20 protein-coding genes are annotated in these 26,690 nt (G+C 56.8%); 2 read left to right on the top strand and 18 right to left on the bottom strand.

Annotated features, from left to right (window positions below):
- Positions 1-199: 199 nt before the first annotated feature.
- From EDC14_RS21105 to EDC14_RS21075, 7 genes are all read right to left on the bottom strand, one after another.
- The gene (locus tag EDC14_RS21105) at positions 200-1,513 is read right to left on the bottom strand and encodes an FAD-dependent oxidoreductase (protein WP_132016300.1); all 1,314 of its coding nucleotides are present in this window, start codon (positions 1,511-1,513) and stop codon (positions 200-202) included.
- Between the two features lie 33 nt (positions 1,514-1,546).
- Positions 1,547-2,428 carry a carbohydrate ABC transporter permease gene (locus tag EDC14_RS21100; protein ID WP_132016299.1) on the bottom strand — a complete coding sequence of 294 codons (882 nt, stop codon included), beginning with the start codon at positions 2,426-2,428 and terminating at the stop codon, positions 1,547-1,549.
- A gap of 21 nt (positions 2,429-2,449) precedes the next feature.
- Positions 2,450-3,397: a carbohydrate ABC transporter permease gene (locus EDC14_RS21095; protein WP_132016298.1), complete on the bottom strand. Its 948-nt coding sequence runs from the start codon at positions 3,395-3,397 to the stop codon at positions 2,450-2,452.
- Between the two features lie 211 nt (positions 3,398-3,608).
- On the bottom strand, positions 3,609-4,937 hold the full coding sequence (locus EDC14_RS21090; RefSeq protein WP_132016297.1) for an extracellular solute-binding protein: 1,329 nt from the start codon (positions 4,935-4,937) through the stop codon (positions 3,609-3,611).
- Between the two features lie 456 nt (positions 4,938-5,393).
- Positions 5,394-7,028: a response regulator gene (locus EDC14_RS21085; RefSeq protein ID WP_132016296.1), complete on the bottom strand. Its 1,635-nt coding sequence runs from the start codon at positions 7,026-7,028 to the stop codon at positions 5,394-5,396.
- Positions 7,016-8,797, bottom strand: a complete 1,782-nt coding sequence (locus EDC14_RS21080) for a sensor histidine kinase (RefSeq protein ID WP_132016295.1) — start codon at positions 8,795-8,797, stop codon at positions 7,016-7,018. The genes EDC14_RS21085 and EDC14_RS21080 overlap by 13 nt, the downstream gene beginning before the upstream one ends.
- A 245-nt stretch (positions 8,798-9,042) precedes the next feature.
- Positions 9,043-10,824: an FAD-dependent oxidoreductase gene (locus EDC14_RS21075; RefSeq protein WP_207930769.1), complete on the bottom strand. Its 1,782-nt coding sequence runs from the start codon at positions 10,822-10,824 to the stop codon at positions 9,043-9,045.
- A 174-nt stretch (positions 10,825-10,998) separates the two neighbouring features.
- On the opposite strand from EDC14_RS21075, the gene EDC14_RS21070 reads away from it, so the two are divergent.
- On the top strand, positions 10,999-11,892 hold the full coding sequence (locus EDC14_RS21070; RefSeq protein WP_165908196.1) for an AraC family transcriptional regulator: 894 nt from the start codon (positions 10,999-11,001) through the stop codon (positions 11,890-11,892).
- Positions 11,893-11,980: 88 nt separating this feature from the next.
- Here the strand turns inward: EDC14_RS21070 and EDC14_RS21065 are convergent, their stop codons facing one another.
- From EDC14_RS21065 to uxuA, 8 genes are all read right to left on the bottom strand, one after another.
- Entirely contained in the window at positions 11,981-12,982 is a 1,002-nt protein-coding gene (locus EDC14_RS21065; protein WP_243663057.1) for an ABC transporter substrate-binding protein, read from the bottom strand.
- A gap of 756 nt (positions 12,983-13,738) precedes the next feature.
- On the bottom strand, positions 13,739-15,556 hold the full coding sequence (locus tag EDC14_RS21060; RefSeq protein ID WP_132016292.1) for a glycoside hydrolase family 36 protein: 1,818 nt from the start codon (positions 15,554-15,556) through the stop codon (positions 13,739-13,741).
- A gap of 6 nt (positions 15,557-15,562) precedes the next feature.
- Positions 15,563-16,390, bottom strand: coding sequence for a carbohydrate ABC transporter permease (locus EDC14_RS21055; RefSeq protein WP_132016291.1), 828 nt, complete (start codon positions 16,388-16,390; stop codon positions 15,563-15,565).
- Positions 16,387-17,268 carry a carbohydrate ABC transporter permease gene (locus EDC14_RS21050; RefSeq protein WP_132016290.1) on the bottom strand — a complete coding sequence of 294 codons (882 nt, stop codon included), beginning with the start codon at positions 17,266-17,268 and terminating at the stop codon, positions 16,387-16,389. The genes EDC14_RS21055 and EDC14_RS21050 overlap by 4 nt, the downstream gene beginning before the upstream one ends.
- 123 nt (positions 17,269-17,391) lie before the next feature.
- A complete protein-coding gene (locus tag EDC14_RS21045) occupies positions 17,392-18,672 on the bottom strand; it encodes an ABC transporter substrate-binding protein (RefSeq protein WP_165908195.1) in 1,281 nt (426 codons plus the stop codon).
- Between the two features lie 91 nt (positions 18,673-18,763).
- The gene (locus EDC14_RS21040) at positions 18,764-19,771 is read right to left on the bottom strand and encodes a LacI family DNA-binding transcriptional regulator (RefSeq protein WP_165908194.1); all 1,008 of its coding nucleotides are present in this window, start codon (positions 19,769-19,771) and stop codon (positions 18,764-18,766) included.
- 311 nt (positions 19,772-20,082) lie between these two features.
- Positions 20,083-20,961 carry a helix-turn-helix transcriptional regulator gene (locus EDC14_RS21035; RefSeq protein ID WP_132016287.1) on the bottom strand — a complete coding sequence of 293 codons (879 nt, stop codon included), beginning with the start codon at positions 20,959-20,961 and terminating at the stop codon, positions 20,083-20,085.
- A gap of 105 nt (positions 20,962-21,066) precedes the next feature.
- Complete coding sequence (uxuA, locus tag EDC14_RS21030) at positions 21,067-22,140, bottom strand: mannonate dehydratase (RefSeq protein ID WP_132016286.1); 1,074 nt, start codon at positions 22,138-22,140, stop codon at positions 21,067-21,069.
- A 390-nt stretch (positions 22,141-22,530) separates the two neighbouring features.
- On the opposite strand from uxuA, the gene EDC14_RS21025 reads away from it, so the two are divergent.
- Positions 22,531-22,722: a hypothetical protein gene (locus EDC14_RS21025; protein WP_132016285.1), complete on the top strand. Its 192-nt coding sequence runs from the start codon at positions 22,531-22,533 to the stop codon at positions 22,720-22,722.
- Between the two features lie 338 nt (positions 22,723-23,060).
- On the opposite strand, the gene hcp is transcribed toward EDC14_RS21025, so the two are convergent.
- The 3 genes from hcp to cbiQ form a co-directional block, all read right to left on the bottom strand.
- Complete coding sequence (gene hcp, locus EDC14_RS21020; protein ID WP_132016284.1) at positions 23,061-24,722, bottom strand: hydroxylamine reductase; 1,662 nt, start codon at positions 24,720-24,722, stop codon at positions 23,061-23,063.
- Positions 24,723-24,985: 263 nt separating this feature from the next.
- On the bottom strand, positions 24,986-25,759 hold the full coding sequence (locus EDC14_RS21015) for an energy-coupling factor ABC transporter ATP-binding protein (RefSeq protein ID WP_132016283.1): 774 nt from the start codon (positions 25,757-25,759) through the stop codon (positions 24,986-24,988).
- A complete protein-coding gene (cbiQ, locus tag EDC14_RS21010; RefSeq protein WP_132016282.1) occupies positions 25,756-26,568 on the bottom strand; it encodes a cobalt ECF transporter T component CbiQ in 813 nt (270 codons plus the stop codon). The genes EDC14_RS21015 and cbiQ overlap by 4 nt, the downstream gene beginning before the upstream one ends.
- Positions 26,569-26,690 lie beyond the last annotated feature (122 nt).

The following is a 26,690-nucleotide window of genomic DNA, read 5'->3' as shown; positions in this document are numbered from 1 at the left end:
GTCCTCAAATTCGGAAATCATCCTTTCAATGGACTAAAAAACGACTTTATCACTTGCTTTTCTGAGCTTTTGTGTTCACCCTGGCCTTCGGACAGAGTTTATCACAACGCTTTTAAAATAGAAAAAACAAAACCGCTTGCTTTCGGCTCGCGGTTTTGAGACTTGAGTTCACCATCAAACGTTTCCAGCTGCACAATCTTCAGGGACATACCCCTTGCGCCTGCAGGATCGCCTGCAACTCCCGGACCTCCAGATCGCGCGGCCGGATCCCTGCCTTGGCGCAGAGCGCGGCGGCGATCCCCACCGCCTGCCCCATGTTGACGCAGATCGGCATCACCCGGAAGTTGGAATGGGCCAGATGGGTGCCGGAGATGTTCCGGCCGGCCAGGAGGAGCTGATCGACCTTTTGGGGGACGAAACAGCGGTACGGGATGGTGTAGCCCTGCGTTTGCCGGAACCCCGCTTGGGCGCCGGTGGGGTCCAGGCCGCTCGCGTCCAGGCCGTGCACGTCGAAGTTGAAATGGGCCCTGGTGACCGCCCAGTCCGGAAAGATCCAGGCCGCCAGCACATCCTCCTCGGTCAGAGTGTACTCGCCCTGAAAATGGCGGGTCTCCCGCACCCCGATCTGGGAAGCCGAGCTGATCAAGAAACAATTTTCAAATCCCGGGACATACTCCCGCAGGAACCGGACGATCCGGTCGATCTGCTTGCGGCAGAGTGCCTCGGCCCGGGTCAGGTCGGCGGCGCTGGTGCCGTCCACCCCGGTGCAATTGGTCATGTTGCAGGTGACCACGCCGGGCAGGGTCGTCTGGTACAGCAGCACGTGCCCGGCGGGCGGCGGCAGCTGCTCCCGGCCCAGCCGCTGCAGATCGCCGGCCGGCACCGGGAAAGTCTCCTCGAATTGATTGGGGAAGACCGCCCGCGCGGTGTCGACTCCGGCCACCTTGAACATCAGCGTCATCGGCTGCATCTTGCCGTCGCTCTCCCGGCCTTTATGAAAGGGCACGCCCGCCCGGGCGGCGATGTCGCCGTCGCCCGAGGCGTCCACCGTCACCTTGGCCCGCCAGGCCTCCCGGCCCGACTTGCTCTCGGTGATCACCCCCGCCACCCGGTCTCCCTCCAGCAGCGGCGCGCTGGCGAAACTATACAGCCGCAGGATGACCCCGGCTTCCTCCAGCAGCTCCAGCATCACAGTCTTCAGTTTTTCGGGATTGATCAGTTGGCGGGCCGGCCAGTTCCGCAAGCGCAACGCCGTTTCGTCGCCGCGCCAGTCGTTCGCCCGCTCCAGCAGTTCCTCATAAAAACCGCCCCGGGTATTGCCGGTCCAGTGGCTCATCAGCCCGGTGGTGGCGACGCCGCCCACCGCGCCCGATTGTTCGAAGAGATAGGTCCGGGCGCCCTGGCGGGCCGCGTTTACCGCGGCGGCGAATCCGGCCGGGCCGCCCCCGACCACCAGCACGTCGGCCTCATCCACGATGGGAATCCGCCGCGCCGGCTCAGTATAATATTTCATGGCAACCTCCTCCAATTTGTGAACCGGCCTGGGTCATCCCTTGACGCTCCCGGCGGTGATCCCCTCGATGAAGTACTTCTGGCCGAGCAGGAAGACGATGAGGATCGGCAGGAAGGCCGAGACCGAAGCGGCCATGATCAGCGTGTCCTGCTGGTTGCCGGCCTCGTCGATGAAGTTGGTCAGGCCGAGGGGCACCGTATACAGCTGGCGGTTGGTCAAAAAGATCAATGGCCCTTCGTAATCGTTCCAGCGCCAGACGAAGGAGAGGATCGCCAGGCTGGCCAGGGCCGGCTTGGCCAGCGGCAGCACGATCTGCCAGAAGGTCCGGAACTCGCTGGCCCCGTCCACCCGGGCCGCCTCCGACAGCTCGAAGGGGACGGTCAGGAAATACTGGCGCAATAGAAAGGTCCCGAGCGGCGTGAACAGCCGCGGCAGAATCAGCGCCCAATGGGTGTTGTAAATCCCCATCCAGCGGAAGAGCATGAATTGTGGCACCATCAGCACCTGGAACGGGATCATCATCGTCACCAGGTAGAGCAGGAACAGCTGATCTCTCCCCTTGAACTGCAGCCGCGCGAAGGCGTAAGCAGCCAGCGAACTGGTGATCAGATCGCCGATGACGCAGATGACCGCGATCTTGATGGAATTCCAGTAGTAAATGAAGAAGGGCGGATCCTGATCCAGCCAGACGGTTTTATAATTGCCGAACTGCGGCAGTTTCGGGAACCATTCCACCGGAAACTTATAGACATCCCCCTGAATCTTCAGCGAGGTCGAGATCATCCAGAAAAACGGCACTAGCATCGCCAGGCCCAAAACGGCCATGATCACGGTGCCCAGCGACTTGAAGGCGACTTTGCGTCCGGCGTTGCTGCCAAAGGGCAGCCTTGCCGAGAAGTTTCGCAGCAATTTCATCCGATCATCACCTAACCCTGCTCAATAATTGACCCATTTTTTCTGGCCGCGCCATTGCACCAGCGTGACCCCGAAGATCACGATCATCAGGAACCAGGCCATGGCGGAGGCGGGTCCCATCTTGAAGTACCGGAAGCCGCTCAGATAGATGTAATACGCAATCACGGTCGTGGCCCGTCCGGGACCGCCCTGGGTCAGGATGTTGATCGGGCCGAACACCTGGAACGAATAGATGATATTGGTGATCAGCAGAAAGAAGATGGTCGGCGAGAGCATCGGGATGGTGATGTGCCACAGCTTCCCGAAGGCGCTGGCGCCGTCGATCTCCGCCGATTCGTAGAGGCTCCTCGGGATGCTTTGCAGCCCCGCCATATACAGCACCGAATTGTAGCCGATCCCCCCCCAGATGGTCATGATCATGATCGCCGGCAGCGCCCACTGGGTGCTGGCCAGCCACTGCGGGGGACTGGCGATCCCCAGGCCCGTCAGGAACTGGTTGATCACGCCGTGCGCCGGGTTGTAGAGCAGGAGCCAGACGGCGCAGATGGCCACGATATTGGCGATATAGGGGATGAAGAACATCGCCCGGATGATCACCCGGCCGTAAACCCTATCATTGAGGATCACCGCCACGACGAGTGACAGGATCATCAACGCCGGAATGGTGGCCATGGTATAAAACAGATTGTTCTTCAACGAATCGATGAACCAGACGTCATGGAACAGAGCGGTAAAATTCCGCCAGCCCACAAACTCCATGCCGCCGATCCCCTTGAAAAGGTTCCAGTCCGAGAAGGCGACCACCAGGGAAAACAGGACCGGCGCCAGGGTAAAGAGGAGAAATCCGATCAAGTTGGGGGCGACGAACAGATAGCCGGTAATATTCCGTTGCCAGGCGCGGCGGCGGGCCGCCCGGGCGTTCAGGGCCGCCGCGTCGACGGCCGTTCCGGGATGAATTGCTGAAGCCATCATCTCACTCCTTCTGAAAGCCATGTGATAAAGTCTTTTGAATTGAAATCTAGAGGATCATTTTTGCAAAAGGATTTAAAACCGACTTTATCCCTTGCTTTTCTGAGCTTTTGTGAACACTCCGACCTTTCGGACGGGGTTTATCACAACGCTTTAAAGAAGGAGGATAGACTTTTTTGGGTCTATCCTCCGCGGTACTTACATTAGTTCGTTACTTCGCGCTCTTGATAGCCTCATCGGAGCGGGACTTGACCTTCTGGATCAGTTGCTCCACCGATTGTTCCTTCAGGAAGGTCTTATCGCTCTCTTCCTTCAGAATCTGCATGATCTCCGGCGCAGCGACCGTGACCGTATCCAAGGTGTAGCGGATGTGGGGATCCAGCACCACCCGGCGGAAGGCGTCCATATCGAAGAGTTTCTCATAACCGCTGAAGATGCCGGAGGTCACCATCTTGGAGTCGACCTTTTTCCAAGTGGGGATCTTGCCCGAAGCCAGCATATACTTGGCCGCGCCTTCGGTGGCCCAATACTTCATGAACTGCCAGGTTTCCTTCTTATACCGGGTCTTGCTGTTCATCAGGATCCAGTTGTTCAAGGCGCCGGGGTTGTAATATTTTCTCTTCTTGTCCGGCACCGGCATCGGCGCGAACGAGGTCACCCATTCGTGCGGGTATTTGGCGGTATCCTTGACGTAACGTAACAGCCAAGGGGCGGAGGGCATCATCGCCGCTTCCTGATTCAAGAATAAATCCTGCGCATAGACTTGCAGTTTGCGCGATAAGATCTCCGAGTACGGGAAGGCGGATTTGTCGGTGAAGATCAGATCGTAATAGAATTGGGCGTTCAGGCGGTGCGCCGCGTTGTCAAAGTTGGCGGCTTTTCCCTCCGCCTTGTACCAGTAATTGTTGCCCAAAATGATCCGGGCCAGGTCCAGATTGGTGCTGACCGACGGATTGACGCTGGGCGTGGCGAATAATCCGTACCGGGTTTTGCCGCCCTCAGTCACCGTCAACTTTTTGCAGATCTGGCGGAACTCGTCAAAGGTCCAGCTGGCCGGGACTTTGAGTCCGGCCTTGTCGAACATGGCCTTGTTGACCATCATGTACACCGGTTCCTTGGTGGTGGGAACGCTATACAACTTGCCATTGCAGCGGAAGATGCCGTCGGTTCCGATGTTGGACCGGACGAACGAATCCGCTCCCAAACCGGAGAGATCCATGACCATGCCGCCCTCGATCCGTTTCACCATATACGGCACGCCGTAGGTGAAAAAGGCGTCGATCTGCTCGCCCGATAACAAGGCCACGTCCAGCTTGGTGTTACCGGAGTCATCGTTGACGAAACGGACATATTCGACCTGAATCCCGGGGTGGGTCCTGTTCCAATGCTCGACCAGGGCGCCGGGACCGTTCTCGGCCGGAACGCCGCCCCATACCACCAGTTTGACGGCTTTCTTGGCGGCGGCGACGCCGAAGACGGAGATTCCGAAAAAGATCACCAGCAACATCCAGAATGATAAGGTACGAACCAACTTACCCAACAACTACCCCTCCTTTTATTCCTTCCTGAGCTTGTTTGCTCTTTTCTCTATTGTAGGGGATCGGAGCTTAACCCGGAATTAACTCATTTGTTGCATCGTTGTCATATTTTTAGGATTTTAAAAACCGGCGGATCCGTCTGATCGATCGGATCCGCTCTTTTGCATTATTCTTAGATTCCCTGTCACTATTTTTATATCGGCCGCCATTCATGAAACACTTCGATGAGTTGGGACCGGTTTTCCCCTAGTTTTAAAAGCCATGTGATAAAGTCCTCAAATTCGGAAATCATTCTTTCAAAGGATTAAAAATCGACTTTATCACTTGCTTCTCTGAGCTTTTGTGTTCACCCTGGCCTTCGGACAGGGTTTATCACAACGCTTTTAAAAGATAAAGAAACGCTACCGTTGGACAGTCCACGGTCGGCTTTTCGCCGTAAACCGCTTTAAAAACTTCTTTCATTTGATATTGAGGCCCTTTTTATACTCGGCCGGACTGATCCCGACGATCTGCTTGAACACTTTGCTGAAATAACTGACATTGGCGTAGCCGACCGTCGCGGCGATCTCGTAGATATTGTCGGTGCTGTTGCGCAAGAGTTGCTTGGCTTTTTCGATCCGCAGGCCGTTCACGTAATCGGTGAAGTTGGCGCCCGTTTCTTTCTTGAACAAATGGCTGAAATACGTCTCATTCATGCCGATTTGGTCGGCGATCTCCCCCAACTTCAGCTCAGTCGCGTAATGGCGGTTGATATATTCCAGCGCCCGGCTCACTTCGCGGCCGAACCGTTGCGCTTTCAGCTCGTTCAGACGATGGCCGAACCAAGCCGCGAAATCATGAAACCACAGTTTCCAGTCGCCGAGGGTCTCCACTTCGGCCAATACGATCATCGGATCGCCGCCGGGCGGCGCTGGCGGCTGATCCAGGCGGCCGCCGTACTGTTTCAACACTCGGGAGAAGGTGAGGATCACTTCCAGCAATTCCTGGCGGAGCAGCATGGGAGGTTTGACCGCCCCGGATGATGCCCGATCGAGGAGTCCCAGCACCAGTGACTCCGCTTCGGCGCACCGGCCGCTCTCCAAAAGCTCGCGGAGGTTCTGCTCCTGCTCCGCGTCCAGCAGCGGCTCGACGGCGAAGCCCTCTTCCCGAAAAAAGTTTACGCTCCCCTTCCCCTGATAAAGCCGGTACCCGGCGGCCTCGGACGCCTGGTTGTATATTTCCTTCAGTTGCAGCAGGTCGGACGCAACCGGCCCGATGCCGAAGGAAACCGAAAGATTGAAATATAACTGGATGGTTTCGCGCAAATGCCCGCAAAACCGGCCCAGTTCCTCCGGAATGCTCCCGGCCTCCGTTCCCTCGGCGAAACTGAAGACCAATCCGAATTCCCCTTCCCGGCCCATGAAGACATTCCCGCGCAGTCCGCTGTTTTCGAACGCCTCATCGATGATATTCAAGAGCGGGCTTTCCAGGAGCGCCAGTCCGGTCCCGCCATTCCGCTGGCGGATGGCGCGGAGATCGTCGACCCGCAGACAGACCGCGCCGTACCGGCCAGACTTCGCCAGACGCAATTTGAGGCGGGTCAAGCGCTCCGCAAGATCCGCCCCGGTCAGCCCCGCTTTTAACAAATCTTGAAAGAAGCATCCCTGCATCTCCCGGAGGCTGCGGTAACGCTCCGGCTCCCAGCCGGCGTCGGCCATCCGTTCCTGCTCCGCTTCTTCCTCCAACACTGCCTTGGCCCGCTGAAACACCTGCTCAAGCTCTTCGACCTGCATCGACAGTTTCGGGATATAGTCCAGCGCGCCGAGCTGCAGTGCCTCCCGGACATAATCGAAATCCTGATAACAGCTGAGAATGAGAATTTTGGTCCGCGGCAGCTCTTTTTTCAAGGCTTTCATCAGGCCCAAGCCGTCCAGCTTCGGCATGCGGATATCGGTCAGCACCAGATCCGGCCGGATCGACCGGGCGATCTCCAGGGCTTTCAAGCCGTTATCGGCCTCCCCGGCGATCTGAAAGCCCAGCTTCGGCCAGTCGATAGTGGTCTTCAGGCCCATCCGCACCAGCATCTCGTCGTCCACGATCATCAGCTTGAACATGCCGTCTCCTCCTCCACTGCGGGCAGGCACAACCGGATCCGCGTGCCCGACCCCTCCCGGCTCGCCACGGTCAGCCCGTAACGCTTCCCGAAATACAAGGCGATCCGTTCATTGACATTGCGCAAGCCCACATTGTTGAAGCGGCCTTTCTGGCGGTTCTCCGCCTCCAGCAACTGCTCGATCTTGGCGGCGGCGATTCCCTTGCCATTGTCGGTCACGTCGATATAGGTCCGGTCCTCCCGGCAGTAACCGGTGATGGTGATCTCGCCGCCGCTGTCCATATCCTCGAAACCGTGGATGATGGCGTTCTCGACCAGCGGTTGCAATACCAGCTGCGGCACGCGGTAATCCAGCAGCGGCGGAGCGATCTCGTAGCGGATCTCGAATTTATTGCCGTAGCGCATCTTTTGCAACAGCACGTAACTCTCGATACATTGGATCTCCTCGGACAGCGGGATCAGCGCATCGGAACGGCCCACGGTCGTTTCGAGCAGTTTGCCCAGGGCGGCGATCATCTGGCTGACATTGGCGGCGCCGTTCAACGTGGCCAGCCACTTAATATCGTTCAACGTGTTAAAAAGGAAATGGGGATTGATCTGAGCCTGCAACGCCTCCAAGCGCGCTTGTTCCCGCATGGCCTGCGCCTCCTGTAATTTTTGGATCAACACGGCAATCTCTTGCACCATGACATTAAAGCTCGCCCCCAACTGCGCCACCTCATCCCGGCCGCGGATGTCCGCCCGCACCGCGAAGTTGCCTTTGGGGACCTGCTGCATCAACAGGCTGAGCCGGTGCAGCGGATGGGTGATGGTCCAGGAGATGAAGGCGGAAACAATGAGCAATGCTCCCAAAAATATCAGATTGATAGTGAGATGATAGGAGCGGAGCCGGTCAACCTCTTTCATCAGCACCCGGTAGGGAACCTGTTGGACGATGGTCCAATTGGTTTTGGGGACGGTCCGGTAGTTGACGACCGTCTTCCGCCGGCCGGCGGCGAAGACAAAGGAACCGTCGGCGGCCTGGCCGAGCCGCTTGACGAAGGGCTCGGCCGCCAGATCCTTCCCGAGTAGCCCCGGGTCTCCCGCCAGCACCACTTGGGCCTGCCGGTTGAGGAGGAAGAGTTGGGTCCCTTCCAACTGTTGCTCGGTTTTGAAGATGGCCGCCAGTTTCATCTCCGGGTACAGGCTGATCAGTAAAATGCCGTAGCCGCGCCCGCTGCGGGAGTCCTTGATCAAACGGGCCATGGCGATATTCCGCCGGTCATCCCCGTTCAGGCTGACATAGCTGCCGGACGGCGCCATCCACAGCATATAGCCGTTCATCTCCCGGGCGCGCCTGAACCAATCCTGGGCCGCGATCTCCCGGTAGGACTTGCCGGTGTAATAGGACGAAGCGGAATAGACATTGCCGTGAAAATCGAGGATGACAATATCGGCGTTATAGGGATACAGGTTGGCGTTCTTGGCAATCAGGATCTTCTCTTCGATCTTCGACTCCGCGCTGAACTTTTCCCAGCGCGAATCGTATTTCCGGCCTTTCAGGATGTCGATCAGCTCACGGTCCAGGCTGAGCATGTTGGAGGCGGCGATCATGTTGTCGAAGACCGCCCCCAGGTTGTTGTCGATCTGGGCCAAGGTTTGCTGGGTCGAAACGTTGATCTTGGCCTCGATGATCTTCCGGTAACTGTTGTACGTAATGAAAGGGAGCAGAAACATGGGGATGATCACGAAACAGATGATCGAAAAAAGCAGCTTCTTTTGGATGGTCATCGCGTAACTTCCTCTCGGACCCGTCCGGCTTTGGGAAAAGAACGCCGCGTTACAATACGGCCACGTAAACGTCACGTTACAAAATGGATCCGCTATTCATTCTACCTGTTCCGGCCAAATCCTGTCGGTTCCCGGGAAGATTCTCGGCCCGTCTCCTCCCGCCATCCGCCGTCGGTCCAAAGAAACGCCGCCAGCGCCCCGCCGGAGCGCCGTTTCCGATCTTTGAGGAAATGTCAGGGAAAGCGCTAATACACCCGCACTTCGAACAGACGCGCCTCGGCTGCGCCGTGAGTCCCGCGGACCAGGATGCGAAGGCGGTCGGCGTAAGTCGGCTCCGCCAAGCGGTGCGTCCGGAAGCGCAAGCCGTTCCCTTCCACCGCCAGCTGGGCCCGGAGTTGGTCCCCCGCCCAGAGCTGCAGTTCGTAATCTTTCACCAACTCCGGCGGCAATCCCGGGATCTGTTGCTTGCGGACTGTCTTGGAGAGCGTTGGCATGATCTCACCGGAAAGGTTGCTGTCGAACTTGAGATGTACCTCGCGAATGCTCAGCGGTTCATCCCACTGGAGCTCCAACCACTCTCCCGAAGCAGCCAGGTCCTCCGAGATCCAGCAGTTGCTCACCCCCCCGACCCGCCGGGCGACTCCGTTCACGACCTGTTCGGGCGCACCGTCCGGCTGTGCCGAGGAAGCGGCGATTCGGGCGCGGCGCGCCCGATCTTCAGGATCCTGATTGGCCACGCCGGGAATATAGCAATCGTCCCGCAACAATAGCTGTTGCAACTCCTGAATCCGGTCCGTCAAGCCGCCGGGCGGACAGTTTTGCCGCACCGCCAGCGCGGCCGCGGTTCCCACCGCCTGCCCGCCCGCGCTGCAGGTACCCATCACCCGGATCGAGCCGAAGGCCATATGCGACGCGCTGATGTTGCGCCCCGCCATCATCAGGTTGGCGATGTCCCGCGCGCAATAACAACGGTACGGGATGGTGTAGACATCGTTCAGCCGCAGGAACTGGTTGGGGTCTCCCTTGTAACGGAACCCCTCCGGCGGGTGCATATCCATGGGCCAGCCGCCGTAGGCCACCGCGTCGGGGAAGAGCCGCCCGCTCAGGCAGTCCTGCTCCTTCAGAATATAATCGCCCATGATCCGGCGGCTCTCGCGCTTGCCCGGCAGGAATCCCACCCACTCCAGGGCGTAGTTGGCCGCGCCGTGATCGCCACGGTTTTTGATGTGATCCCAGACCCCGTAGACGGTTTTCAGCAGTTCGTCGCGGATCGCCTCGCCGTCGGCGATGGTGTCCTCTTCCCCGCCCAGCTCGATCCACCAGTAACCGGAGTCCACCTCGTAATGCTCCATGGCCGAGGCGTAAGCGCTATGGCCGCGGAAGGCCAGATCGGCCTCGCCGAAAGAATGGGCCCAAAACGGCTTCTCGAAGGGGACCGGCGCTCCGGTGTCGACCGCCTGGAACAACAGGGTATTCCCCATGGTTTTCCGGTCCGCCCGCTCCGGCGCGTACTGCTCGCCGAACTCGTCCCGGCTCTCCCGGCCGACCCGGCATGCGGCGCCGGCCTGATAAGCCAGGGTCCCGTCGCCGGTACAGTCCACGAAGATCGCCGCCGTGAAGCGGAATTGTTTCTCCGTGGTCAACTGCAGCGCCTCCACCGCCCGGATCCGCCCCGCCGCCACTTCGACCCCGGTCATCTGGGTGTTGAGGTAAAGGTCGAGCCCTTCCTGGAAGCGGACCTTCTCCCAGAGCACCGTGTCGAAGATGGAGAAGGAATGGCCCGGGTTGCGCCGCCGGTTCTCCAGCAAAATCTCCTCCAAAATGCCGGTCTCCCGGGCGTCGGGCCGGGTGCCGTGACAGTTGGCGCCGACGATGTGCATCCGGATCTCGGAACTGGCGTTGCCGCCCAGCACCGGCCGGTTATGGATCAACGCCGTCCGCGCGCCGTGCCGGGCGCTGGCAATGGCCGCGCAGACTCCGGCCATGCCGCCGCCGACCACCACCACTTGATACTCTCGATCGATCATCGCACTCACCTTCCGGTTTTAAATTCCTTACTCCTAATTGTAGGCCAGACGGGCGGCGGCCGCCTTAAAACTTCTGCCCATTCCTTGGAATCTTCTGCACAGTTGCCAGAAGGTCGGTTTCATTTTATAATGGAGGGGTCAAGCCAAATCCGCTGCGAGGAGCATCCGCTGCCCATGGCAAACCACGCCGCGCTCGCCAATTTCCTGGCCCATATCACGCAGACCTACGGCTGGCAGATCTGCGTCAATGACTTCGTCGGCTTCATTCCGGTGGATCCGGCGCTGGACCAGGCCCTGCGGCCCTATATGGCCCATATCAATCCTTATTGTCTGTATATCAAGTCGGAACGCTGCCTGTTCGGCCGCTGCCTCACGCTCAAAAAGAAGCTTGCTGAAAAATCCATCCGGATGCCCGGCGGCTTCTTTGGCTTCTGCCACGCCGGAGTGGGCGAGTACATCTACCCGATCACCGCCGACGGCGATCTGATCGGCGTCATCGACGCCGGCGCCTTTCCGGCCGAACCCCGGACCGCCGAGTATCTAGTGGCGCGGGCTTGTCGCCATTCCGACCTGGACCCGGTCCGGGCCCGCCAGCTCTATGGCGCTTCCCTGCTCGCCGAACGCCCGGACGAACGGCTCGTCGCCACGCTGCTGGAATTCGTCGCCGCCTATCTGGGCAATACCTACCGTTCGCTGCGGCTGACCCACCCCGGCCTCAAGTTCGGCAAGAAGCGCTACAACTCCAGCGCCGACTCCATCCTGGCCCTGCTGCTCGACTACCTCCACCGCAACTTCCAGGAGCCGCTCGCCGTGCCGGAGATCGCCCGGATCTGCCATTGCAGCGAATCCTATATCAATCATCTCTTCAAGAAACGGCTCGGCGTCAACATCCGGATGTATCTCAACAAGCTCCGCATCGAACGCGGCAAGGACGATCTGGTGGGCAGCGCCGATTCCATCGCCGAGATCGCGCTGCGCGTCGGCTACAACGATCCCAGCTACTTCTCGAAGCTCTTCACCCAACTGGTGGGGATCAGCCCGCTCGAGTACAGGAAGAGATTCTCCTGAAGCCCCTGCACCGCAACCTTGATCGACAAAACGGCCGCGTCTAATCACGCGGCCGTTTTGCCAATCCGGGTATTCGGAAATTCCTCGCCTATTTCTGATACACTTCATTCAACCATTTTTCCACCAGCCGGTCCTTGTTCTTGCCGCCCCATTCGTCATCCTGATCGACCACTTTGATCTTGGTCAAGGGGATCGCTCCTTGGCGCAGCGGCACTTTGGCGAAGACCAGCAGGAAATTCTGGGCCATGATCTTGCCGGCTTCCTCGCCGAGCAGCCAATCATAGAGCTTTTTGGCGGTCTCGAACTGCGGGCCGTTCTTGATCATCGAGATCGAGGCGACTTCAAACCCTGTGCCTTCCTTGGGGAAACCGATCTTGATCGGATAGCCGCTGGCGATCAGACGCAGCTGATCGTCGCAATACCCCAGGGCGATCGCCGTCTCGCCCAAGGCCGCGTTTTTGCCGGGCGCGGCTCCGGAGCGGGTGTATTGGGAGACGTTTTGATTCAATTTTTTCAGATATGCGAAGGCCTTGGCCTCGTCGCCCTGATGGAGGGCGATCAATGTGGTGATCACGTTGTAGGCCGTCCCCGAAGTCTGCGGATTGGCCATCTGAATCTGGCCCTTGTAGGCCGGCTTCAACAAGCTGGCCCAGGAGTTGGGGGCGCGCAGTTTCTTTTCGGCCAGCTTTTGGGTGTTATAGACGAAACAGAGCGGATTGTTGTAGATGCCGCACCAGTAGCCGTCCTTGTCCTTATATTGCCGGGCGATCTTGGCGGCCTTGGGCGAAAAATAGGGAGCGGTCAGCCCGTCCTTCTTGGCCGCGATATGGTCCAGGCCGACCCCGCCGACCCAGATGCTGGCTTGGGGATTATTACGCTCGGCCGCGATCCGGGCCTGGGCTTCGCCGGTGGAAAGCCGCACCCAGTCCACTTGGATCCCGGTCGACTTGGTAAAGGCGGCCATCAACTGCCGGCCCAGCTCCTCGTCGGTGGAAACGTAGGCGGTAATCTTTTCGGCCGCCATGGCGCTAAACGAACCGATCAGGACCAAGAGGAGCAAGGGGATGAAGAGCAACCTGCATTTTTTCAAAATCTTTACACCTCCGTCATTTTGGGCGCAACCGTTTTCGCGCCGCCCGGAACTCCGAAAAGGTTGCGCTTTTTCCGTCAACCGGGCGGTAATTTGATCGTAGCCCGCCCATCCTCCCGGTTCAATCGGACAATCCTGCACTTTTGTGGAAAATTATGAACTGTTCCGCTCCCCAAAACCTCTCCCGAGCCAGCCGAGGAGCTTCCGCCGTCGCCCCGGCCCGCCCTTCATCCCTTCCCGATCCGACTCGATTCATGGCAACGCCTTCACCCATCGCTGACGATCGATACCATCAAAGAGAAGCCTTTCCCAAAACCGTTCCGCCGTCTCTTTCCCCTGCCGCAACTTCTCCGGCGGTCGTCGCCGCTTTTGCTTCGGTTACGGATGCTTTTCATTCACTTGCCGAACATTGACGTTCGGTTACCGATGCTTTTCATTCAGTAACCGAATGCTTTCGTTTCGTAACTGTTGCTTTTATTTCGGTAACTGTTGCTTTTGTTTCGGTAACTGAATGTTTTCATTCAATTACGGATGCTTTTCATTCACTAACTAAAGAAGCTCATTCAGTTACCGAAACACTTCTTTCAGTAACCGAATAAGCGAAGTGGCCCATTGAAAACGCTTATTCCGCCGCCGCGCGAGCAGAATAAGACCGTGAGCAACAACCCACGGTCTTTGAAGTACGATTCCCGATTCCATTCCGGCCGTGCCAGGTCGGCGCGACGCGATAGCGCGGAAAGGTCGCAAACCTCGCGGTCAGGCTGGCCCCTCGGGGGTTAATACCAGGAGTTTGCTGGCGTGCCGCTCCAGCGGAACGTCGAAACGGTCCGCGGTCCGGCCCAGATCGCGTTCCTCCCAATAATCGGCGATCCGGTATTCTCGGACCGGGATGCCCAGAACACTGAGGGCCACTTCCTTGACCACGGGAAGATCGCTGAAATTGAAGACGCCGAGGTAGATCCGGTCCGGCAACTGAGCGAGGTACAGCTCGGACAGGTCCTGCCGCAGGAAGTCCACGGGAAAAGCGGGCCGCGGCAAAGGTTTCCCCATCTTGGCGATGATCCGCTCCCGTTCCGGGGCGAGGGCCGCCAGATCGTCGCCGTAAAAGAGCATTCCGCCCGAGAGCTTGATCGCCGTGGCCAGGCTGAGCACCTCGTCGCCAGTCAGTTCGGTGCGGCTATCCCGGACCAGTAGGCAGTCGGGATCGTTGATCCACCACTTACCATGATAAAAGCTGCGGTTCAAGATGTTGCGCAGCGCGTTGGCGACCGCCGGCGACGCCTGATCCGGATCGGACCAGCGCGGCGCGACATCCGGGCCGATTCGCATCCCGTCGAACAGGCCGATGCTGGGGCCGGTGGGCGCGCCGCACCCCAGGAGATACTTGCCCGGTCCGACCGCCCGGCGGATCAGGGTCAAGGCGTTGCGATAACCTTCCACCGCGGTCATCCGGTCCGAGGCCCGCTTTCCCTTGACCATGCCGGCGAAGACGAAATCCAGCTTGAAATAGTCCATGCCCCAATCCCGGGCCATGGTCGCGAACACCCGGACCAAATAATCCAGGACCTCGGGCCGGGAGAGGTCCAGGCCGTAAATCCGCTGATTCCAGCCATATAATACCACTTCATTCCGGCCCTGCTCATCCCGGACGACCCAATCCGGGTGCTCCCGGCAGAGCGCCGAGCGCTCGCTCACAATGAAAGGGGCCAGCCAGATGCCGGGCTTGAACCCGGCGGCCCTGGTATCGCGGACCAGGCCCCGCAGGTCGTTGCCGAACTTGTCGTTCACCGCCAGCCAGTCGCCGATGGCCTGCTGGTAGCCGTCGTCCAGCAGCACGACTTCCACCGGATAGGCCTTGTCGCGCAGTACCGCCAGATTGCGGTAGATGTCCTCGCCGCGGACCGCGGTGAAGAACTCATACCAACTGCACCAGCCCACCGGAATGCTCCGGTCGAAGCCGGCCTTCATCCGCTCCGCCGCCAATCCGGCGTAGCGCTCCACCACCGTTTCTTCGGGCTCGCGCCCCCGGTAGAGATAGAGCGTCTCGCCGGCGAGCGCCGCGCCGGCCGGGATGGCGATATCGTCGCAGTCCAATTCGATCAGGAGCTGCCGGCCGGCCGGATCGCAACCGATCTTGGTAATGAAACGGTGAAAAGTCAGCGCGCCCGCCAGCCAGACCGCTCCGTCGTCATAGCGGAGGGCCGCCCAATGATAAGCGGGCTGAACCGGATCGGACCCCGCCGCCAGATAGCCGTGTTTATGAAAATAGAGCCGTTCCGGATCCAGTCCTTGTTCGGTCATGGCCGCGGCAGCCGATGGGCTGAAGCGATTTGAGTCCGTTTCCGTCCCGGCGAAGCTCCGGCAGATGCTCCAAGACTGGAACCCTTCCTTGAAGATCCGGAAATCCCGGCCGGCGGGCAGATCGAGCCGTGCCACGATCTTGGTCAGGATGCTGTCGGTCGAAGCATGGACCGTGTAATGAAAGATCGCGGCGTTTTCCGTCTCCCCTTCGATGCTGGTTGCTATTGCGCCGCGACCTTGTTTAAAAAAAGCTTGAACCTTGAGATTCTCCATGATGTGTTACCCTTTCATCCCTGTGGTGGTGATTCCTTGCACGAAGAAGCGCTGGAACATCAGGAAGATGGCCAGGACCGGCAGCACCGACAGGAGCGCCACCGCCATCAGCAGGTTCCATTCGACGTAGAACTGGCCGATCAGATTGCTCATCCCCAATTGGACGGTGAACATCTCTTTCTTGCTCAGGATGATCAGCGGCCAGATGAAATCGTTCCAGCGCCACATGAAGGTGAAGGTCGCCAGGACTCCGATGAGCGGCCGGCAATTGGGCAGGATGATCCCGGTGAAGATCCGGAATTCGCTCTGGCCGTCGATCCGCGCCGCCTCGATCAGCTCGTCGGGGATGTCGTCCATGAACTGTTTGCTCAAGAATAACCCGAAGGCCTCGGCAGCCCGGGGGATGATCAGTCCCAGATAACTGTTGAGCCAGCCCAGGGCGGAGATGATGATGAAATTGGGCACCATGATCACCTGAAAGGGCACCATCATGGTGGCCACGATCATCAGCAGCAGTACCTTGCGGCCTTTGAAACGGTATTTGGCAAAGGTGTACCCGGCCAGCAAATTGATGAAGACGGTCAGGATGACCGAAAGCCCGGCGACAATGGCGCTATTCATGAAGTACCGGCCAAAGGGCGCGACAGTGAAGACCTTGGCGAAATTGGACCACTCCGGATAGTGCGGCACGAAGACCGGCGGCCGGAGAAACAGTTCCCGGGCTCCTTTGAGCGCGGTCGATCCCATCCAGAAGAACGGGAATAAGGTGACGAGCGCGGCCAGCCACAAAAGGACCGCGATCCAGAAGTTTTTTGAATGTTTGTTGCTGTTCATTTGGACCGATCCTCTCTTAAATGAAACATGGTCAAAGAGAATATCAACAAAAACAGGATCACCGCCGCGGCCGTGGCATAACCCATCTCGCCGACGCTGAAGGCTTGCTGGTAGATGTAATGAACCATCACGGTGGTGGAGAAACCCGGCCCGCCGCCGGTCATCACGTATAACAGGTCAAAAGCCATGAAGCCGTAAATCACGCAGATAACCAGCAAGAAGGTGGTGGTGGAGCCGAGCAGCGGCCAGGTAATGTATTTGAACTGGGAAAGCTTCCCGGCGCCGTCGATCTCGGCAGCTTCGTAATATTCCCTGGGGATGCCTTGCAGTCCGGCCAGGTAAATCACCATGCAGTACCCGCTGCGAATCCAAAGAGTGGCCACGATCACCGACGGCATGGCCAAAGCATTGCTGGTCAACCAGGGCTGCGGCTGCATCCCAACCAAGGTCAGGAGATAGTTGATGATCCCGTACTCGGTGCTGAAGATCCACTGCCAGATCAGACCCGCCGTCACCAGCGAAGTCACGGCCGGTGCGAAGAAGGAGCCCCGCAAGATTCCTTTGCAGGGGATCCGCCGGTTGAGCAGAATGGCGCCGAGCAGACCCAGAAACATGCTGGCCGGCACGGTGGTAACCGTATAATAGAGCGTATTCCACATGCTGATCCAGAACTCGCGTTCTCCCAACAGCCGGACGAAGTTGGCCAATCCCACCCATTGCGGCGAACCGATCAGGCTCCACTGGGTCAGGCTGATATAAAAGGCATAGCCGATGGGAATGAACATAAACGTAAGAAACAGAATCAAATTGGGAGCCAGAAACAGATACGGGGTAAAGTTGAACCGGGTCCGCGCTGTTCTGGCGGATTGCGTCGACATCGGGCGATCGCCTCCAAGTACAGTCATTCAATTCTTGATCGGATCAAACGTTGGAGCGTCCGGGGCTCCGTTTGCAACAGAAGGTCTGCGACTCCTTCCCGCAGACCTTCCGTAAGTTCCGCTTCAGTTCTTCTCCTTGAGGATCCTTTCGATCTGGCTTTGCATCGTTTTCAAGGCTTCCTTCTCATCCTTGCCTTGCGTGAAGACCAGATCCAGCTCATCGGCAAGCACCTTATTGATCTTGGTCATGCTCGGCTGGCTGATGGTCTTGGCCATGTGATTGGGGATGGTTTTGGCCTGGTTGACGAAGAGCCGCATCAGATCAGGCTTGATGGCATAGTTCATCTTATCGCCGGAGAGGCTGTTCCGGACCGGCAGGAACATTCCTTTTTCCACGAATTCCTTCATGTTCTCCTCTTCCGCCATAAACTTGACGAATGCCAGAGCCTCTTTGGGGTGTTTGGATTTTTTCAGGACCGCCAAGGCGTTGCCGCCGAGGTCGGAGGCCATGGCCTTGCCGCGCGGCATATAAGTGACGCCATAGCTGTAATTGGTCATATTCTGTTCAAAGTAGGGAATCACCCAGTTGCCGGAGATCAGCATGCCGGTAACGCCGGTGGCGAAGAGCATGTTGAGGTTCTCGGTTCCTTTGACGCTGGTTCCCGCCGGGACCAAACCTTCCTTGAAAAAGCTGGCGCTGGTCTTGAGCGCGTCCAACGCCTCCGGCGAGTTGATCACGCACTTTTTGAGATTCGGAGAAAGGACCGCGCCGCCTTTCTGGTACAAAAACGGCAGCCAGCGGTAGGCGTTACCATAGATCCAATTGACGGCGAAGCCGTATTGGGCCTTATTCTCCTTCTTTAGCCGCTTGGCGACGGCCAGGAACTCATCCCAGGTCCAAGCGTTCTCAAGCTTGTCGGGAGCTTTGATTCCCAATTGATCAAAGAACGTTTTATTGTAAAAAACCGCCAGCGTATCGGTGTGGTGCGGAATCGCATACACGGCGTTCCTGTAGGATACCGCGTTCCAGAGCGCCGGGTTAAAATCCTGATTGTAGTCCTTGCCCAGCTTGTTGGTAATGTTCAGCAACACGCCGTTGGAGGCGTATCTGCCGATCTGCTGGTATTGGATGCGGGTGATATCCGGCGCGTCATTGCCGGCGATCCGCGTCTCCAACTTGGTATAGTAGTCCTTGAAGGGTCCGCCTTGCTTATTAATGACGATGTTGGGGTACTTCTTCTGAAATTTTGCCACCAAGCTGTCAAACGCGGCATCTTCACCGCTGGCGCTGGCCCAATAGGCGAAATTGAGCGTCACCTGGGCCGGGGCCTTGCCCCAGACTTCGAGCGAGCCGGTCAAAGCCATGCAAAAGATGATGCCGAAAAACAAGATTTTTTTGAACACAACAACTCCTCCTCTTTTTTCTCTTTTTATCGCATCCGCCGAAGATTGCTCCGCCGGAATACCGATCGCCATGCCAACCTTCGCTTCCGGATCACTTCACCTCCTGGCATGACTCCCGTATGACCAGGCTGGTCTTTAGAACATGCCGCGACGGCACTTTCTTTCCTTCCAGGAGCTTGATGATGGTCTGGCCGGAGACTCTCCCCAAGTCGTAAATGTTCTGCGATACCGTGGTGATCCCGGGGATGAACAAGGAAGAGATCCCGATATTGTCGAATCCGAGCACCGAAAAGTCCTGTGGGACCTGGTACCCTTGGGACCGCAACGCTTTCATCGCCCCGATGGCCATCAGGTCATTGGCGCAGAAGATCGCACTGTAGTTTTTGAGCCGCTTCAGCTCTTTCCGCAACAAGCGATAGGTCCCCTCACTGGTAAAATCCCCTTCCAGGATCAGATAATCTTCGTCGGGGATCCGGTGGTGGGCCAAGGCTTTCATGAAGCCCGCCCGCTTGACATTGCTGGCATATCCGTCGAAGCCGCTGACGAATACCAGTTTGCGGTGACCCAGGCGCAGCAGGTAATCGGTTCCCTCATAGGCCCCCTGCTCCTCATCGTTGATCACAAAAACCAACTCATCACTGGAAAAATATTTGTTGACAATCACCGTGGGAATCTGGGCGTGAATCTCCCGGTAAAATTCCGGCGACACCGATTCGATGAACGGATCCATGATAATGATCCCATCCACCTGCCGGTTGAGAAAGTTTTGAATCACTTTCATCTCCTCGTCGCCGTCGCCTTGGGTATGCGATAAGATCAAGCTATAACCGATCCGTTTCAGCTGATCGGCGATTCCTTGCACGACTTCGGTAAAGAACATATTGGTGATGTACGGGACGGAGATCCCGATGGTATGGGTTTTCTTGCTGACCAGTCCCCGGGCGATGGCATTAGGCTGAAAATTCAGTTTGTCGACCGTCTCCAGCACCTTCTGCTTGGTCTGTTCATTGACCGGGTATGAATTATTCAACACCCGGGAAACCGTGGTAATTGAGACCCCGGCTGCTTTCGCCACATCCTTGATGCTGATCTTTTTCAATGTATCGATTGGAGGCACCCCCTAAGGTTAGAAGCCTATTTAATAAAGCGGCCAGATATTAAGATATATGGTTTACTCAATTAGAAAACGATTTCGCGAAAACGTTTTCTATCATTAAGATATCGCGCCGTAGAAAATTTGTCAATCGGTAACTTTTTATTAACCTCATTTTTTCAGTTGCTACCCGGCAAACAAAAAACCGCGAGTCCTAAACCCGCGGTCCGATTCGTATTCAATCTGGTAACATGAAAAACATTGCGGAAGCTTCATAATTCATTGGACAGGGTTTGTGCTCTCCCGCTCTTCCCGTTTCACTCCCGTTCCAGCCGGGAACCGGCGGCGAAATGGGACGGCGGGATCCCTTCCCGTTCCTTAAAACATTTGCTGAAATAGAACGCGTCGTTAAAGCCGGTTTTGGCAGCCACTTCCAGCACCGGGTGACCGTCGCGCAGCATTTCCTTGGCCTTGCCCAGGCGGATCTCGATCAAGTAGTCGATGGGCGAACGACCGGTGACTTTTTTAAAGATGTTCCCCAAGTACGACGGGCTGATCCGGACCAGCGCACTGAGATCGCGCAACGACAGGTTTTCCGCATAGTGTTCCATCATATGGCGGATGACCTGATCGACCTTCTGCACCTGGACAAAATTGGCCCCGTTGCCGGATTTCCAGAGCAGCAATAGGCTGATGATCTCGATAAATAGCGAGCGGCACTCCATAATCCGGTTGGGGCGGCCCGCCGTCCAGCTATTGGTCAACTCCTTAAACAGCGTCAACAGCTGATGATACACATAGCGGTCGTCGATCCGCTGGAAAGTTTCCAACGGCAACGGGGGCTCGGTCATTTCCCAATGACCAACCTTCCAGATCGGGCAAGTATAGAAAAAATCCACCGCGTAACACTTCATGAGGCGATCCGGGAAGGTATTGCCCCAACGGAACTCGCCAGCGCGAAAATAGATCAAATCGCCCGGAACCGCTTGGTATTCAATCCCCGAATCACGGCTGCCATAGACCGCCGCCCCATCATAAATCAAGATCAGGTTGTGGGGCGGGTGGCAGGCCGGAGCCAATTTCCATTGCGGCGTCGAACTGCGATCCACAATATGGGTAAAATGAGGAAAGATATTCTCCAACGGATTCCTGGGATGAACCTTTTCATCCGGACAATAACCATGAAAAATCTCCATCACGGATCACCCATCTGATCATCGGCTACGGTAACTCCGGGGCTTATAGGGATTTGCTTCATAATTTTTACAAAAAGCAAGCCTGCTATTCCGGCGAGCGACCGATTAGCGGGGAGACATCTTGGTAAGAGCTTCCCATAGGCCATTCAGATAGGTGACGCCGAGCGCCCGATCGTAGAGGCCATAACCCGGACGGGCTTTTTCACCCCAGATCATCCGGCCGTGATCCGGCCGGATATATCCTTGGAAACCGGTATCATACAGTGCTTTCATGATCGCGAACATATCCAGCGAGCCATCGCTCGACAGGTGGGAAACTTCATGGAAATTGCGATAGCCCTCGATCTTGATGTTCCGGACATGGGCGAAATGGATCCGGCCCATGGCGCTGAATTCGCGGATGATCTCCGGAACATTATTCTCCGGATTGGAACCCAGCGAACCGGTGCAAAGCGTCAAGCCGTTATACGGGCTGTCCACCAGCTTGACAAGGGTCATCAGATTCTCCCGGGAGTTGACGATCCGCGGCAATCCAAAGATAGGCCACGCCGGGTCGTCGGGATGGATCGCCATCTTCACGTCCGCTTCCTCACAGACCGGAATGACCGCTTCCAGGAAATATTTCAGGTTGGCGGTGAGCTTTTCCGCATCCACGCCGGCATACTTCTCAAACAACAGCTTCAACTCTTTGAGACGTTCGGGTTCCCAACCGGGCATCGAAAAGCCATTGGCGTTCCGTTCAATCTCTTCCATCATCTTCAGCGGATCTTTGGGAATCAGCCGTTCCTCATAGGAGAGAACCGTGGAGCCGTCCGCCAACGGTTTGGCCAGATCGGAACGGGTCCAGTCAAATACCGGCATGAAATTGTAGCAGATCACCTTGACGCCGGCTTTACCCAGATTGCGGATGGTCTGCCGGTAATTCTCGATGTATTGGTCCCGGGAAGCGACGCCGAGTTTGATATCGTCATGAATATTGACGCTTTCGATCACTTCCATCTCCAGACCCGCCTGATTAACCTGGCTCTTCAGAGCGTCGATCCGTTCCTGCGGCCAGACCTCGCCGACGGGAATGTCCTGTAACGCGCCGGCGATCCCCGAGACTCCCGGGATCTGACGGATCTGCCACAACGCGACGCTGTCATCTCCCTCGCCAAACCAACGTAAAATCATTTTCATGCTGCTCAATCCTTTTTTGTTTTAGAGTTTTTAGAATATATTACTGTGCTGAATCGCTAAATTTTTCACAAAAAGCGATAGCGCTTATACTTTAACATCTCCTCTGCTCCGTGAACATGGATTATCTTACGATATTTGTAGGATTTCATATTATATCTTTGTTAAATTTTGCAGCTTTTGCTGCAATTTCAGCCGAAATCCGGCAAAAAGATGGCATATTAAACGCATTGTGATAAACCCTGTCCGAAGACCAGGGTGAACAAAAAAGATCAGAAAAGCAAGTGATAAAGTCGTTTTTTAGTCCACTGAAAGGATGACTTCGAATCAAAGGACTTTATCACATGGCTTTTAACCTGCTTTGATGGGATGCATGATCCAAACGGAGGAACGATGCACGGTTTAGTCAACCAGGTATTCTCCATCAGCGACCAACCTTGGCTGCTGTTTTTGATCTTTTTTAGCGGAGGCGGCGCCATCCATTATGCTTTAGGATTGCGTTATGGCGAAGCGCTGATCTTCAACACCTCGTTAAAACGCTTGGTAACCCAGGCCCGCTTATCACAAAAGCCTTGTGTGGTTTGAAAAATATGGAATTTGGACGGTCTTCGTAGGAAAATTAGTTCCCGGTATAAGCTTCTGCTCCATTCTCAGCTGCGGGATGTTCCGGTTGCGGCCTTTCCAGTCACTAAGCGGCATTTTCGGCAGCAACCTGGTATTTTTTAGTTTGCTGGTAGCGCTGGGACGGTTATTCGGCCGGAACTGGGAACTATTTTTGACAGGATGGCGGCGTTTCAATCATTGAGTCCGGCTGGCAATCCTGCTCGTGATTGCCGGGAGCGCAGTTTGGCTCATCATCCAACGGGGTGGAATAAGGTCAAACACTGAAACAAGGACGGAATGGAGGATTGCCCTCCATTCCGTCAGGTACCGGCCGGAACTGTGCCCAGAATCTCCGCTAGATCCCGCTCCGGCGTGGTGATCGGCAAAAGGTTGAATTTCTCCTTCAAGACCTGATAGGCTGCTGGAGTGATAAACGCCGGCAAGCTGGGACCGATCCGGATGTTTTTGATCCCCAGGTGCAGCAAGGTCAGCAAAATACAGATTGCTTTCTGTTCGTACCAGGAAAGCACCAGCGACAGCGGCAGATCGTTGACATCCACCTGAAAGGCTTCGGCCAAAGCCACTGCGATTTTGATCGCCGAATAAGCATCGTTACACTGCCCGATATCGAGTAACCGGGGGATCCCTTCGATCGAACCGAAATCCAGTTTGTTGAAGCGGTACTTTCCGCAGGCCAAGGTGAGAATCACGCAATCTTTGGGTACCTGCATGGCAAACTGGGTATAGTAATCCCGGCCCGGCTTGGCTCCGTCGCAGCCTCCGACCAGGAAGAAATGGCGAATCGCCTTCCGCTTGACCATGTCGACGATCTTACCGGCGACTCCCAACACCGCGTTCCGGGCAAACCCCACCATAATCGTTTTTTCCGGTTCATCATGGTCGAAGCCAGGTTCGCGGAGCGCCGCTTGGATCACCGGCGCGAAATCGCGGTTTTGAATATGGGTCACTCCGGGCCAGGCAACCAAGCCGCTGGTGAAGATCCGGCCTTGATACGAGTTCTTGGGTTTCTGAATACAATTGGTAGTCATCAGGATCGCTCCGGGGAACTTCTCAAACTCTTCCCGCTGCGCTTGCCAGGCCCCGCCGTAATTTCCGACCAGATGCGGATATTGCTTGAGTTTGGGATAGCCGTGGGCCGGGATCATCTCGCCGTGGGTGTAAACATTAACGCCTTTCCCGGCGGTCTGCTTCAATAATTCCTCCAAATCCTTCAGATCGTGGCCGGAGATGAGGATCGCTTTTCCCTTGACCGGCGTGATCCGGACCGGCGTCGGAACCGGGTGGCCGAAAGCCGTGGTGTTGGCCTCATCCAGCATCTCCATGACCCGCAGATTGATCTCGCCAATCTTTAATGACCGGCCGAGCAGCTCGTCGACGCTGAACTTCTCCCGAGTCAGAAAATCCAAGGTTTCCTCGAAGAATGCGTAGACCTTATCGTCCTCCACCCCCAGGTCCTGGGCGTGCTCGGCATAAGCGGCCATTCCCTTCAAGCCGGTCACCGCCAGGCTCTTTAACCCGCTTAAATCATGGCCGTGCCGGTTCCGATCGTGTTCGATGGAGTAGCTTTCTCCTTGCTCGATCAGACCCGGCAGGTCGGCGGCGGGTTTCCATTCCGCCGGTCCCGTCGGCGACTCCGCTTGCCGGCCCGCTTGGGCGCAAGCCGTCTCATAAAGTTTTTTCGCCTTTTCCTTGAATTCGGCGGCTTTCATCAGCAGCCCCCGCAAACGTTCGGGATCGAAATTGACATTGGTTACCGTGGTAAATAAGGCTTTTAAGATAAATCGGTCGGTCTCCCGATCCACCGCGCCCAACTGCCGGGCGCGCCACTCATATTGGGCGATCCCCTGGGCGGCATGGAACAATAAATCTTGCAGCGCGGCAGTATCGTGGTCTTTGCCGCAAACTCCGGCCGCAGTGCAGCCGGTCCCTTGAGCAGCCTGCTCACATTGGTAGCAAAACATCAAGAACCCCTCCTCTGCTGATATTGTCTCTTTCGCAGCGATTTTTAGTCACAGCCCGGAGCAGGCGAAGTTTCGCTATATGTTTAAAAGCCATGTGATAAAGTCTTTCGAAACGGAAATCATCCTTTCAATGGACTAAAAAACGACTTTATCACTTGCTTTTCTGAGCTTTTGTGTTCACCCTGGCCTTCGGACAGGGTTTATCGCAACGCTTTTAAGTCCTTTGGAATAAGTGTATCGCAGTTGGAAAGTTGGCCGCTTGACTACCGTGCGGATCGGGCGGATTCATTGCAGCCGCAGACCGGACAGCCTTGCATGCGCAACGGCTTTTCCAGGTGGCCTTTTTTCATCACGTCGTCATTCTGGAAGATTTCCAGGCTGGGACCATCGGCGATTACCTTTCCCTCGCCCAGCACAATGGTACGTTCGCAGAGATCGAGCACCAGATCGAGGTCATGGGTGGCAATGATCTTGGTATGCTGAAAACCGGCCAACAGCCGGATGAGCCGGCGGCGCGCCAGGGGGTCCAGCGCGGCGCTGGGTTCGTCCATGACCAGGATATCAGGGGTCATCGCCAACACGCAGGCGATGGCCACTGCCCGTTTTTCCCCGCCGGAAAGCTTATACGGGGGACGATCCTTCAAATGCGCGGCTCCGACGGTTTGGAGCGCTTCTGCCACCCGCTCCCGGATTTCCGCTTGCGGCAATCCCATGTTCAGCGGGCCGAACGCCACGTCGTCAAAGACCGTCGGCATAAACAACTGATCGTCGGGATTTTGAAAGATCATGCCCACGGTGCGCCGGATCTGCTTTAGCGTTTGCCGGAGCACCGGCAGATCCCCCACCCGGACCGTTCCCGCGGTGGGCATGAGGATGCCGGTAAAATGGGATAACAAGGTCGACTTTCCCGCTCCGTTCGCGCCGACGATCCCCACCGATTCACCGTGAGTGATCCGGAACGATAGGCCGTGCAACGCTTGATGCCCATCGGGATAGGTATATTCCAGGTCTTTCACTTCCAATAAATGATGACTCATCTTCCGACTCCCATCATAAGCCTTCCCAACCATTCGGGGATGTTATAAAAACGGGCCGCGACGAAAAAAACGCTCCAGCCCAGCAAATATGCGATGTCATTGAATCCCAGCCGATATTCCCGGATGAACTGCAATTCTCCCGCAAAGCCCCGGCAGAGCATGGCCTGGTAGATCCGCTCGGCCCGGTCCATGGTGCGCAGTAGTAAATGGCCCACCAGCGAGCCCCAGGCACGGACCCCGATTCCCCGGTTTTCCAGAGTTCGCAAAGAATATGCCTGAATCATCGCGGCGGTTTCCTCGACCAAAACGGTTAAGTACCTGTAGACCAGAAGCAGTTGGGTCACGAAGGCCCGCGGGATCTTGCATTTTAATAACGCCGCACCCATTTCATTCAGGCCGGTGGTGGCGATCAGCTGCAGCGCCGCCAGTACCGTCAGCGCAAATTTGAAGAGAATCGCGCCAAAGGAGATCCAGCCCCCGGAGACCGTCAGCGGTCCCATGACCAGCCGTGGCGTTGGATCCAGCAGCGGGTTGAAAATCCCGATACCGATCACAAAGGGCGCCGCAATCAGCAATTGTTTGAAAAACAGGCGCGCTGGCAGGTCGGCCAGGCTGAACTGGACCAGCGGGTAAAAGAGCAAAGGCAGCATCGCGATGATCTCGTATTTCTCATAAGAGATGATCACGCCGAGGTAAACCAGAGTCGTAAGTATCTTAATCATCGGATGCAACCGGTGAATCGGGGTATCCTTGACCGACTGATCCTCTAGAAAGCGTAGATTGGCCCTGGCGTACTGTATGTTACTCATCCGCAACTCCGCTCAATAGTTTTGAACTGTCCGCCCATTCGATCTTTCACCGGGAAAGTCCGAACCAGCGAAGCGCAATTCGTTTTCTCATTGTGCGATACTTTCATCAAAAAAGCAAGCGG

Origin of the sequence: Hydrogenispora ethanolica (assembly GCF_004340685.1) — a bacterium.
Lineage (GTDB): Bacteria > Bacillota > UBA4882 > UBA8346 > UBA8346 > Hydrogenispora > Hydrogenispora ethanolica.
This window is presented reverse-complemented; position numbering and strand designations above follow the sequence as displayed.

Excerpts from the sequence above, each read along its gene's own strand:
- EDC14_RS21105 (WP_132016300.1), bottom strand. The coding sequence starts at position 1,513 with ATGAAATATTATACTGAGCCGGCGCGGCGGATTCCCATCGTGGATGAG.
- EDC14_RS21100 (WP_132016299.1), bottom strand. The coding sequence starts at position 2,428 with ATGAAATTGCTGCGAAACTTCTCGGCAAGGCTGCCCTTTGGCAGCAAC.
- EDC14_RS21095 (WP_132016298.1), bottom strand. The coding sequence starts at position 3,397 with ATGGCTTCAGCAATTCATCCCGGAACGGCCGTCGACGCGGCGGCCCTG.
- EDC14_RS21085 (WP_132016296.1), bottom strand. The coding sequence starts at position 7,028 with ATGTTCAAGCTGATGATCGTGGACGACGAGATGCTGGTGCGGATGGGC.
- EDC14_RS21080 (WP_132016295.1), bottom strand. The coding sequence starts at position 8,797 with ATGACCATCCAAAAGAAGCTGCTTTTTTCGATCATCTGTTTCGTGATC.
- EDC14_RS21075 (WP_207930769.1), bottom strand. The coding sequence starts at position 10,824 with ATGATCGATCGAGAGTATCAAGTGGTGGTGGTCGGCGGCGGCATGGCC.
- EDC14_RS21070 (WP_165908196.1), top strand. The coding sequence starts at position 10,999 with ATGGCAAACCACGCCGCGCTCGCCAATTTCCTGGCCCATATCACGCAG.
- EDC14_RS21060 (WP_132016292.1), bottom strand. The coding sequence starts at position 15,556 with ATGGAGAATCTCAAGGTTCAAGCTTTTTTTAAACAAGGTCGCGGCGCA.
- EDC14_RS21055 (WP_132016291.1), bottom strand. The coding sequence starts at position 16,390 with ATGAACAGCAACAAACATTCAAAAAACTTCTGGATCGCGGTCCTTTTG.
- EDC14_RS21050 (WP_132016290.1), bottom strand. The coding sequence starts at position 17,268 with ATGTCGACGCAATCCGCCAGAACAGCGCGGACCCGGTTCAACTTTACC.
- EDC14_RS21035 (WP_132016287.1), bottom strand. The coding sequence starts at position 20,961 with ATGGAGATTTTTCATGGTTATTGTCCGGATGAAAAGGTTCATCCCAGG.
- uxuA (WP_132016286.1), bottom strand. The coding sequence starts at position 22,140 with ATGAAAATGATTTTACGTTGGTTTGGCGAGGGAGATGACAGCGTCGCG.
- EDC14_RS21025 (WP_132016285.1), top strand. The coding sequence starts at position 22,531 with ATGCACGGTTTAGTCAACCAGGTATTCTCCATCAGCGACCAACCTTGG.
- hcp (WP_132016284.1), bottom strand. The coding sequence starts at position 24,722 with ATGTTTTGCTACCAATGTGAGCAGGCTGCTCAAGGGACCGGCTGCACT.
- EDC14_RS21015 (WP_132016283.1), bottom strand. The coding sequence starts at position 25,759 with ATGAGTCATCATTTATTGGAAGTGAAAGACCTGGAATATACCTATCCC.
- cbiQ (WP_132016282.1), bottom strand. The coding sequence starts at position 26,568 with ATGAGTAACATACAGTACGCCAGGGCCAATCTACGCTTTCTAGAGGAT.